Annotated in this window: 9 protein-coding genes; 7 read left to right on the plus strand and 2 right to left on the minus strand. The window is 68.5% G+C overall.

Translation table 11 applies throughout. The features are described 5' to 3' along the window. Position 1: 1 nt before the first annotated feature. Positions 2–1,054, minus strand: a complete 1,053-nt coding sequence (locus tag G6N50_RS26030; protein ID WP_083096842.1) for a M23 family metallopeptidase — start codon at positions 1,052–1,054, stop codon at positions 2–4. A gap of 324 nt (positions 1,055–1,378) precedes the next feature. Here G6N50_RS26030 and sucC point away from each other — a divergent pair, with 324 nt between their 5' ends. The 3 genes from sucC (at position 1,379) to G6N50_RS26045 (ending at position 5,048) form a co-directional block, all read left to right on the plus strand. Beyond that, positions 1,379–2,542: an ADP-forming succinate--CoA ligase subunit beta gene (sucC, locus tag G6N50_RS26035; protein WP_083096844.1), complete on the plus strand. Its 1,164-nt coding sequence runs from the start codon at positions 1,379–1,381 to the stop codon at positions 2,540–2,542. Between the two features lie 13 nt (positions 2,543–2,555). After that, a complete protein-coding gene (sucD, locus tag G6N50_RS26040; protein WP_083096845.1) occupies positions 2,556–3,458 on the plus strand; it encodes a succinate--CoA ligase subunit alpha in 903 nt (300 codons plus the stop codon). A 63-nt stretch (positions 3,459–3,521) separates the two neighbouring features. Beyond that, positions 3,522–5,048, plus strand: a complete 1,527-nt coding sequence (locus G6N50_RS26045) for an acetyl-CoA acetyltransferase (protein ID WP_083096847.1) — start codon at positions 3,522–3,524, stop codon at positions 5,046–5,048. A gap of 5 nt (positions 5,049–5,053) precedes the next feature. Here the strand turns inward: G6N50_RS26045 and G6N50_RS26050 are convergent, their stop codons facing one another. Continuing rightward, a complete protein-coding gene (locus G6N50_RS26050) occupies positions 5,054–5,902 on the minus strand; it encodes an LLM class F420-dependent oxidoreductase (RefSeq protein ID WP_083096849.1) in 849 nt (282 codons plus the stop codon). Between the two features lie 254 nt (positions 5,903–6,156). On the opposite strand from G6N50_RS26050, the gene G6N50_RS26055 reads away from it, so the two are divergent. The 4 genes from G6N50_RS26055 (at position 6,157) to purH (ending at position 10,986) form a co-directional block, all read left to right on the plus strand. Beyond that, complete coding sequence (locus tag G6N50_RS26055; RefSeq protein WP_083096850.1) at positions 6,157–7,071, plus strand: DUF5336 domain-containing protein; 915 nt, start codon at positions 6,157–6,159, stop codon at positions 7,069–7,071. Between the two features lie 47 nt (positions 7,072–7,118). Then, on the plus strand, positions 7,119–8,537 hold the full coding sequence (locus G6N50_RS26060) for a cell division protein PerM (protein WP_083096852.1): 1,419 nt from the start codon (positions 7,119–7,121) through the stop codon (positions 8,535–8,537). A gap of 221 nt (positions 8,538–8,758) precedes the next feature. Next, complete coding sequence (gene purN, locus G6N50_RS26065) at positions 8,759–9,406, plus strand: phosphoribosylglycinamide formyltransferase (RefSeq protein ID WP_083096854.1); 648 nt, start codon at positions 8,759–8,761, stop codon at positions 9,404–9,406. Further along, positions 9,403–10,986 carry a bifunctional phosphoribosylaminoimidazolecarboxamide formyltransferase/IMP cyclohydrolase gene (purH, locus tag G6N50_RS26070; RefSeq protein WP_083096855.1) on the plus strand — a complete coding sequence of 528 codons (1,584 nt, stop codon included), beginning with the start codon at positions 9,403–9,405 and terminating at the stop codon, positions 10,984–10,986. The genes purN and purH overlap by 4 nt, the downstream gene beginning before the upstream one ends. Positions 10,987–11,060: the final 74 nt, after the last annotated feature.

Genomic DNA, 11,060 nt, shown 5'->3' on the forward strand with positions numbered 1-11,060 from the left:
CTCAACCAGCGTAGTTGCCGACCATAAGACCACGCTTAGCGAGCCACGGCACAGGGTCGATCCGTTCGGTGCCGCCCTGCAGCACCTCGAAATGCAGGTGCGGGCCGGTGGAATTGCCCCGGTTGCCCATCGTCGCGATCTGATCGCCGGCCATCACCCGCTCACCGACGCTGACCAGCGTGGTGTTGATGTGGCCGTAGAGCGTGACGGTGCCATCGGCGTGGCGCAGCTTGACCAGCATGCCGTAGCCGCTGGCCGGACCGGAGTCGATGACGACGCCGTCCGACACCGCGTAGATCGGTGTCCCGATCGAGTTGGCCAGGTCGATACCGGCGTGCAGCACGCCCCAGCGGTAGCCGAAGTTGGAGGTGAAGATCCCCTTGGTCGGCATGACGTAGAGCGGCTGCGACAACCGCGCCTCGCGCTGAGCGCGATCGTTGGCGAAGGCGACGCCCTTGGCCAGCTCCTGGTTGTGCAGCGCGGCGGTGGCCGCCCGGTCCGCGGCGATCACCTGGGGGCCGCGGACGGTGTTGCTGCCCGCCCCGCCGGTGAGTGCGGATGCGTTGGCGGTGAGCACGGCGTCGGTCTTGGGGGTGTCGGCGTGGCTGGTGGCCGTGTGGGCCGCCGCGGCGGCGGCACCGGCCGCCATCGCCGAGATCAGCAGGCGGCCCCGGGCCGCGCTGGTCGGTTGCTTGCGGTGCTGCCCGCCGCGTCGTGCGACGCCGATGACGTCGGCGGCGTGCGGGCGATCGAGCCGCCGCTCGGTGCGCGGCTCGATGATCACCCGCGGCAGCACCTCGGTGACGGGTGCGGCCAGCCAGTCCGGGCGAAGATCGTCGGAAGCGTGCAGGTCGTCGAGCTCGGGCGCCAGCAGCACCTGCGCGGCGTTGTCGAACGTCGAGTCGTTGCTGAAGTCCAGGTCGCCGAGATCGCTCGCGTCGTCGCTGAAGTCGAAGTCGTCGAAATCGAGGCCGTCGAGCGGCAGGATTTCGGTGACCTCGGTGCGATGCGGTGCATCCGCCCATCGGGCGCCTGCCGCGCGACCTACCCTCACGACGCCTTCAGTCACGGCGGAAGGCCGGGCAATTCGGTGTTGGGGCAACCTGAAATGTCCTCGTATCGTGACCATAACGTTATCTGGACCCCTAGGAAGGTATCCGCTAACGCGCGCGACTGGCAACCTCGCTGCACAATCCGGCCCGAATTGTGATTTGGATCACGCGGACGGTCAACCCATAGCCCGTGAGCTGTACCACATCGGCGGACGCGGCGGGAGCAGCCGTTTGAGGGGTGGATACAGTTCGTCCGTGCGAGTTGCCGACTGCGGCACCGCCCACCACGAGGCCTAGTAGTTGAGTCGAGCGAAGACAGAGAGTCCATGGACCTTTTCGAATATCAAGCAAAAGAATTGTTCGCCAAGCACAACGTACCGACTACGCCGGGACGCGTGACCGAGACCGCCGAGGGCGCTCGGGAGATCGCCACCGAGATCGGTCGTCCGGTGATGGTCAAGGCGCAGGTGAAAGTCGGCGGTCGCGGTAAGGCCGGTGGCGTCAAGTACGCGGCGACGCCCGACGACGCCTACGAGCACGCCAAGAACATTCTCGGTCTCGACATCAAGGGACACGTCGTGAAGAAGCTGCTGGTCGCCGAGGCCAGCGACATCGCCGAGGAGTACTACATCTCCTTCCTGCTCGACCGCGCCAACCGCACCTACCTGGCGATGTGCTCGGTCGAAGGAGGCATGGAAATCGAGGAGGTGGCCGCCACCAAGCCCGAGCGACTGGCCAAGGTTCCGGTGGACGCCGTCAAGGGCGTCGACCTGGCGACCGCGCGTTCCATCGCCGAGCAGGGCCACCTGCCCGCCGAGGTGCTCGACGCCGCCGCGGTCACCATCAACAAGCTGTGGGAGGTCTTCGTCGCCGAGGACGCCACCCTGGTTGAGGTCAACCCGTTGGTGCGCGACCCCGAAGACCGCATTCTGGCGCTGGACGGCAAGGTCACGCTGGACGCCAACGCCGACTTCCGTCAGCCCGGCCACGCCGAGTTCGAAGACCGCGACGCCACCGACCCGCTGGAGCTCAAGGCCAAGGAGCACGACCTCAACTACGTCAAGCTCGACGGCTCGGTCGGCATCATCGGCAACGGTGCGGGCCTGGTGATGTCGACGCTCGACGTCGTCGCCTACGCCGGCGAGAAGCACGGCGGGGTCAAGCCGGCCAACTTCCTCGACATCGGTGGTGGCGCGTCGGCCGAGGTGATGGCCGCGGGGCTCGACGTGATCCTGAACGACAAGCAGGTCAAGAGCGTGTTCGTGAACGTGTTCGGCGGCATCACGTCCTGCGACGCCGTCGCCAACGGAATCGTGACCGCGCTGAACATGCTCGGGGACGAGGCCAACAAGCCGCTCGTGGTCCGGCTCGACGGCAACAACGTCGACGAAGGCCGCCGCATTCTGGCCCAAGCCAACCACCCGCTGGTGATCCAGGCCGAGACCATGGACGCCGGTGCCGACAAAGCCGCCGAGCTGGCGAACAAGTAAGGGACTCAAAGAGATGTCGATCTTCCTGAATAAGGACTCCAAAGTCATCGTCCAGGGCATCACCGGCGGCGAGGGCACCAAGCACACCGCACTCATGCTCAAGGCCGGCACCCAGGTGGTGGGCGGGGTGAACGCCCGCAAGGCCGGCACCACCGTGTCGCACGTGGATCCGGTCGGCAAGGACGTCGAGCTCCCGGTCTTCGGCAGCGTCGCGGAAGCGATGAAGGAGACCGGCGCCAACGTGTCCGTCGTCTTCGTGCCGCCGAAATTCGCCAAGGACGCGATCATCGAGGCCATCGACGCCGAGATCCCGCTGCTGGTCGTCATCACCGAGGGAATTCCGGTGCAGGACAGCGCCTATGCGTGGGCCTACAACGTCGACAACGGTCAGAAGACGCGGATCATCGGGCCGAACTGCCCCGGCATCATCACCCCGGGTGAGGCGCTGGCGGGCATCACCCCGGCGAACATCAGTGGACCTGGCCCGGTCGGGTTGGTGTCCAAGTCGGGCACCCTGACCTACCAGATGATGTACGAGCTGCGCGATTTCGGCTTCTCCACCTCGATCGGCATCGGTGGTGACCCGGTGATCGGCACCACCCACATCGACGCCATCGAGGCCTTCGAGAAGGACCCCGACACCAAGGTCATCGTGATGATCGGGGAGATCGGCGGTGACGCCGAGGAGCGCGCGGCCGACTACATCAAGGCCAACGTCTCCAAGCCTGTCGTCGGCTATGTCGCGGGATTCACCGCGCCGGAGGGCAAGACGATGGGCCACGCGGGTGCCATCGTGTCCGGCTCGTCGGGCACCGCGGCCGCCAAGAAGGAGGCCCTGGAGGCGGCCGGCGTCAGGGTCGGCAAGACGCCGTCGGAGACCGCCGCGCTGGCCCGGGAGATCCTGCAGAACCTGTAGCGATCTATCGCGTCCCCTGGGCCCGATTTGGGCCACGGGGCTGCGCCGGTAGATAGTGGGTCTATGAATCTCGACCCGAGCACCCCGGTCATCGTCGGTGTGGGGCAGTTCACCGAGCGCATCGAGGACTCCGGCTACCGCGGGATGTCGTCGGTGGCATTGGCGACGGCCGCGGCGCGGGCCGCACTGCATGACTGCGGGGCGGACACCGCCGCCGTCGCCGCGGCCATCGACACCGTCGCCGCGATCCGCCAGTTCGAGCTCTCCGGGCGGACACCCGCGCCGATGGGCAAGTCGAACAACTACCCGAGGTCGGTGGCCAAGCGGATCGGCGCCGCACCGGCCCGCGCGGTTCTCGAGCCGATCGGCGGCCAGGGCCCCCAGCATCTGGTCACCGAGTTCGCCGGCGTCATCGCCACGGGTGAGGCCCAGGTCGTGATGATCTTCGGCTCCGAAAACACCTCGAGCATTCGGTATTTCGCCGACCGGGAGAAGCCGGACCACTCCGACACGGTCGAGGGTTCCCTCGAGGACCGCGGCTTCGGCTACGAGGGTCTGTTCGACGATTACACCGTCGCGCACGGCCTGATCGGAGCGCCGGCCCAGTACGGGCTGCTGGAGAACGCCCGACGCGCCCGGCTGGGCCTGAGCGTCGCCGACTACCGCCGCCAGATGGGTGAGCTGTTCGCGCCGTTCACCAAGGTGGCGGCGAAGAACCCGTTCGCGTCCTCGCCCGTGGAGCGCGGCGTCGACGAGCTCATCACCGTGACCGCGTCCAACCGGATGATCTGCGATCCGTACCCGAGGTTGCTGGTGGCCCGCGACCAGGTGAACCAGGGCGCGGCCGCGCTGCTGATGTCGGTGGCCGCCGCCCGCCGGCTCGGCGTGCCCGAGGAGCGCTGGGTGTACCTGCACGGCCACGCCGACATGGTGGACCAGCCGCTGCTGGACCGCGTCGACCTGACCTACAACTCGGCCTCGGTGCTGGCGGTCCGGGAAGCCCTCGCCGGCGCGGGTGTCGGCATCGACGACGTGTCGACCTTCGATTTGTACAGCTGCTTCCCGGTGCCGGTGTTCAACTTCTGCGACGGCACGGGTCTGGCCACCGACGACCCGCGCGGGCTGACGCTCACCGGCGGCCTGCCGTACTTCGGCGGACCGGGCAACAATTACTCGCTGCACGGCATCGCCGAGACGGTCAGCGAAATGCGGGATCTACCTGGACAATTCGGCCTGGTCGCCGCCAACGGCGGGATCATGAGCAAGTACTCCGTCGGGGTGTACTCGACCACTCCGGTGAACTGGAAGCCCGACAACAGCGCCGCACTGCGTGCCGAGGTCGCCGCCCGGCCCAAGGTGCCGGTGACCGTCAAGGCCGACGGTCCGGCGACCATCGAGACCTATACCGTGCGCTACGACTGGCCGGTCCGGACCGGCGTCATCATCGGCCGCCTCGACGACGACGGCAGCCGCTTCCTGGCTCTGACCGAGGACGCCAATCTGGTCGGGCTACTGAGCGACGGCGAGCCGCTCGGGGCGTCGATCGTGGTGCGCCCGACGGACAAGGACAACCGGGCCGCGCCGGCCTGAGCGTCTCAGACGAGGGCGGCGAGCTTGTTCGCCAAGCGCTCGACGTAGGCGGCGACCTCGTCCTCGGACTTGTCCGGCAGGCCGAACAGCACCTCGGTCACCCCGAGTTCGGCCCATCTGGCGAGCTTCTCGGGCACCGGCTTGAAGTCCAGCGCCACGATCTGGGGAGCGCCGTCGCGCCCCGCGGCCGCCCAGGTGTCCTGCAGCAGCTTCACCGGCTCGTCGATGTCGAAGTCGCGTGGGGTGGTGATCCAGCCGTCGGCGCTGCGGGCGATCCACTTGAAGTTCTTCTCGGTGCCCGCGGCGCCCACCAGCACCGGTATGTGCGGCTGCACCGGCTTGGGCCAGGCCCAGCTCGGGCCGAACTTCACGAACTCACCGTCGTAGCTGGCTTCCTCTTCGGTCCACAGCGACCGCATCGCCTCGAGGTACTCGCGCAGCATGGTGCGGCGACGGCCCGGCGGCACGTTGTGGTCGGCGAGTTCGTCGGTGTTCCAGCCGAACCCGACGCCCAGGCTGACCCGTCCGCCCGACAGGTGGTCAAGGGTGGCAATACTTTTCGCCAACGTGATCGGGTCGTGTTCGACCGGCAGGGCCACCGCGGTGGACAGCCGCACCCGCGAGGTGACCGCGCATGCCGCGCCCAGACTCACCCATGGGTCTAGTGTCCGCATGTAGCGGTCGTCGGGCAGCGATTCGTCCCCCGTGGTGGGGTGAGCCGCCTCGCGTTTGACCGGAATGTGGGTGTGTTCTGGCACGTAGAAGGTCTGAAAACCGTGGTCGTCGGCGAGCTTCGCGGCCTTCGCCGGAGAGATGCCACGATCGCTGGTAAAAAGCACAAGCCCGTAATCCATGCAGAGAATTAGAACGTGTTCTACCTCCGCTGAGCAAGCCGTGGTGAAACGGACCGTCTCGCGAGGGCCTCGCCGCGCCGGCGGTGTGGGCCCCGCCATCCAAGCCGATGGCAACGGCACGGGTTGCCGCACGTGCGCTAGCGTGGGTGATCGACCGCGTCGCTAACGCAGCGAGGCGCCTGGAAGCACAGCGTTGCACTGCAACCGTGGCGGCCGCTAGGCAGTTCAAGGCACTGGAAGCAACAGGAGGAGCCATGACCTACTCTCCCGGAAGCCCGGGCTACCCACCGGCGCAACCCGGCGGCGCCTATGCGGGCGGCACACCGTCCTTCGCCAAGGACGACGACGGAACGAGCAAGCTCCCGTTCTACCTCAACATCGCGGTGGTGGTCCTGGGTCTGGCGGCGTACCTCCTGAACTTCGGCCCGACGTTCACCATCGGCGCCGACCTCGGCCCGGGCATCGGCGGCCGCGCGGGCGACGCGGGCACCGCGGTCGTGGTTGCGGTGCTGGCTGCGCTGCTCGCCGGGCTCAGCCTGCTGCCGAAGACCAAGAGCTATGCGGGAATCGTCGCGGTCATCGCGATTCTGGGCGCCTTGCTGGCCATCACCGAGACGATCAACCTGCCCGCCGGTTTCGCGATCGGCTGGGCGATGTGGCCGCTGGTGGCGGCCGTCGTGCTGCAGGCAATCGCCGCGGTCGTCGTGGTCCTACTGGACTCCGGGGTGATCACCGCGCCGGCGCCGCGGCCAAAGTACGACCCTTACGCGCAGTACAACCAGTACGGCCAATACGGTCAGTACGGTCAGCAGCAGCCTTACTACGGTCAGCAGCCCGGCGCCCAGCAGCACGCGGGCCAGCAACAGTCGCCGCAGGGATACGGTTCGCAGTACGGCGGCTATTCGCCGAGCGCGGCACCCACCCAGAGTGGCGTTCCGACCGGCGGGTTCGGCGCTCAGCCCGCGCCGCAGTCGGGTCCTCAGCCGTCCGCGCAGCAGCAGGGCCCGTCCACGCCGCCCACCGGCTTCCCCAGCTTCAGCCCGCCGCCGAACGTCGGCGGATCGGACGCCGGTTCGCCGACGGCAAACTTCTCCGAGCAGGGTGGGGGCCAGCAGTTCGGCCAGGAGCAGCAGTCGCCGTCGTCACCGTCTGGGCCAGCGCCCGCCTAACCGTGCGCTGTCGCGCCTAGTCGGGGACGTGCCCCAGAGTGACACGGGTGGAGGACAACCGGGCGGCGGGCGCTCGCCAGGCGCGTGACCTTGTCAGGGTCGCGTTCGCCCCTGCGGTGGTGGCGCTGGTCATCATCGCCGCGGTCACGCTGATCCAGTTGTTGATCGCCAACAGCGACATGACCGGCGCCCTGGGCGCCATCGCCAGCATGTGGCTGGGCGTACACCAGGTGCCGGTCTCGATCGGTGGCCGCGAACTCGGTGTGATGCCGCTGCTGCCGGTCTTCCTGATGATTTGGGCTACCGCGCGGAGCACGGCGCGGGCCACCACGCCCTACTCGTCGTGGCTCGTCGTTCGCTGGGTTGCCGCCTCGGCGCTGGGCGGCCCGCTGTTCATGACGGCGATCGCCCTGGCGGTCATTCACGACGCGTCGTCGGTGATCACCGAGCTGCAAACCCCCAGCGCGCTGCGCGCGTTCCTCAGCGTGCTCGTGGTCCACGCCGCCGGCGCCGGGATCGGTGTGTGGTCGCGGGTGGGGCCGCGCGCCTTGGCGACATCGCCGCTGCCGTTTTGGCTGGGCGATTCCCTGCGCGCCGCGTCCGCCGGTCTGTTGGCGTTGCTCGGGCTGTCCGGACTGGTGACGGCCGGATCGCTGGTCGTGCACTGGTCGACGATGCAGGAGCTCTACGGCATCACCGATTCCATCTTCGGCGAGTTCAGCCTCACCGTGTTGTCAATCCTCTACGCGCCCAACGTGATTGTGGGCACCGCGGCGATGGCCGTCGGGTCCAGCGCGCACATCGGGTTCGCGACCTTCAGTTCGTTCACCGTGTTCGGTGGTGATATCCCGGCCTTGCCGGTGCTGGCCGCGGTGCCCAGGCCTCCGTTGGGGCCGGTCTGGGTGGCGCTGCTGATCATCGGCGCATCGTCCGGTGTGGCGGTCGGCCAGCAATGCGCCCGGCGGGCGCTGCCACCGCTCGCGGCCGCGGCCAAGCTGCTGGTCGCCGCGGTCGCGGGGGCGCTGGTGATGTCCTTGATCGCGTACGCCGGCAGCGGCCAGCTGGGTAACTTCGGCCACGTCGGCGTGGACCAGGGCACGTTGCTCATCGGTGTCTTCTTCTGGTTCACGGTTGTCGGCGGGGTCACCGTGCTGATGACCGGAGGGATCAGGCGTCGTCCCCGACGGCTCAAGCCCAAACCCGCGCCGGCGCCCGAGGAGCCCGCGGACTTCGCGGGCGTTTTCGACGACGATCGGCTGACCGAGGAGGCGGAGGCGGCGACTCCGGTGGACCCGGCCGGCCAGTTGCCGGCCGACGCGGGCGAGTCCAACGATGTGCCGCCGGGCGAGTCCAGCGGTGTGCCGCCGGGCGACTCCACCGAGCATCACGCGCCGGTCGACGACGACGGCGGGCCGCCCCCCGGCGAACCGGAGCGGGACGCGAGCGAGCGGGATTCCGGGGATTAGTCGTGGTGCCCGCCTCGCAGCGACAACCGCACTGCGGGCGAGTGCGGTACCCGGTGATTGTCGCTCAGAGGCGGGCAATTCCGGTGCGGCCAGCCTGATCGCCGGGGCGACGACGTCGCCGTAGTCGATTGCCCAACTCTCCTCCTCGCGGCTGCGCCGGGGGGTGCCCCCACCTCACGTCGCTGCGCGACGCGCATCGTCGTCGGGCTAGGCTCGCCGATGTGGTCGAACCGCTCCATGTGCCCCCGAACGCACCGGCACGGGTAGTGGTACTTGCGTCGGGCACCGGATCGCTGCTCAACTCCTTGTTGACGTCGGCCGTCGCGGACTACCCGGCCAGGGTGGTCGCCGTCGGTGCCGACCGCGACTGCCTGGCCACCGAGATCGCCGCGGCCGCCTCCGTGCCCGCCTTCACCGTCCGGCTCGGCGATCACCCGGACCGCCCCGCCTGGGACGCCGCCATCACCGAGGCCACCGCCGCACACTCGCCCGACCTGGTGGTCTCCGCTGGATTCATGAAAATCCTTGGGCCGCAGTTTCTTTCGCGATTCTATGGTCGCGTCATCAACACCCATCCCGCGTTGCTGCCGGCGTTCCCCGGCGCGCACGGGGTGGCCGACGCGTTGGCCTACGGTGTGAAGGTCACTGGCTGTACGGTGCACCTGGTGGACGCCGGGACGGACACCGGGCCGATTCTGGCGCAGGAATCCGTTCCGGTGCTCGACGGCGACACCGAAGAGACCCTGCACGAACGCATCAAAGTCACCGAACGGAAGCTACTGGTGGACGTGGTGGCCGCGATCGCAACGGGCGGCCTGACCCTGGTCGGGAGAAGAGCGACGATCGGACGAAAGGCGACCAACCGATGAGCACCGACGACTGGCGGGAAGACGCCAAACGGCCGATCCGGCGTGCCTTGATCAGCGTGTACGACAAGACCGGGTTGGTCGACCTCGCCCAGGGCCTGGCGGGTGCGGGCGTCGAGATCGTCTCGACCGGATCCACGGCGAAGGTCATTGCGGACAAAGGCATTCCGGTGACCCGAGTCGAGGAGCTGACCGGCTTTCCCGAAGTGCTCGACGGCCGGGTCAAGACACTGCATCCTCGCGTGCACGCGGGACTGCTGGCGGACCTGCGCAAGCCCGAGCACGCCGCGGCGCTCGAGGAGCTGGGCATCGCAGCGTTCGAGCTCGTCGTCGTCAATCTGTACCCGTTCACCGAGACCGTCGACTCCGGGGCGAGCATCGACGAATGCGTCGAACAGATCGACATCGGCGGGCCGTCGATGGTGCGTGCCGCGGCGAAAAACCATCCGAGCGTGGCGGTGATCACCGACCCGCGGGGTTATGACGGAGTGCTCGCCGCGGTACGCGGGGGTGGCTTCACCCTCGCCGAGCGCAAGAAGCTGGCCGCGCTGGCCTTCCAACACACCGCCGAATACGACATCGCGGTAGCGAGCTGGATGGAGTCGACGCTGGCTCCCGAACACCCGCCGACGACCTTCCCGAAATGGCTGGGCCGCAGCTGGAGCCGCTCGGCGATGCTGCGCTACGGCGAGAATCCGCACCAGCAGGCGGCACTGTACAGCGACCCCGGCGCGTGGCCGGGACTGGCGCAGGCCGAGCAGCTGCACGGAAAAGAGATGTCCTACAACAACTTCAGCGATGCGGACGCGGCCTGGCGGGCCGCCTTCGACCACGAACAGACGTGCGTGGCGATCATCAAGCACGCCAACCCATGTGGGATCGCCATCTCGTCCGCATCGGTCGCGGACGCACACCGCAAGGCGCACGAATGCGATCCGCTGAGCGCCTTCGGCGGCGTCATCGCGACCAACACCGAAGTCAGCCTGGAGATGGCCGAGTACGTCAGCACCATCTTCACCGAGGTCATCGTCGCGCCCGCCTACGAGCCGGCCGCCCTGGAGGCGTTGACCTGCAAGAAGAACATCCGGGTGCTGGTGGCCTCCGAGCCGCTGACCGGCGGCACCGAGCTCCGGCCGATCAGCGGCGGACTGCTGGTGCAGCAGCGCGACGAGCTCGACGCGCACGGCGACAACCCGGCGAACTGGACCCTGGCCACCGGCTCGCCCGCGGATCCGGCGACGCTCGCGGACCTGGTGTTCGCCTGGCGCGTCTGTCGCGCGGTCAAATCGAACGCGATCGTGATCGCCGGCGGCGGCGCCACCATCGGCGTCGGCATGGGTCAGGTGAACCGGGTCGACGCCGCGCGGTTGGCCGTCGAACGCGGCGGCGATCGGGTGCTCGGCGCGGTCGCGGCTTCGGATGCGTTCTTCCCGTTCCCCGACGGACTCGAGACGCTGACCGGTGCCGGAGTGAAGGCGATCGTGCACCCCGGCGGATCGGTGCGCGACGACGAGGTGACCGCGGCGGCCACCAAAGCCGGCATCACGCTGTATCTCACCGGGGCGCGTCACTTCGCCCACTGAGTTGCGCCGCCGCGCGGGTGGCGCATCTGTTGTCAATAAGCGCGCAGTGAACGCCCTTGGCATGACTCGTGCGA

This window comes from Mycobacterium mantenii, from assembly GCF_010731775.1.
Taxonomy (GTDB): domain Bacteria; phylum Actinomycetota; class Actinomycetes; order Mycobacteriales; family Mycobacteriaceae; genus Mycobacterium; species Mycobacterium mantenii.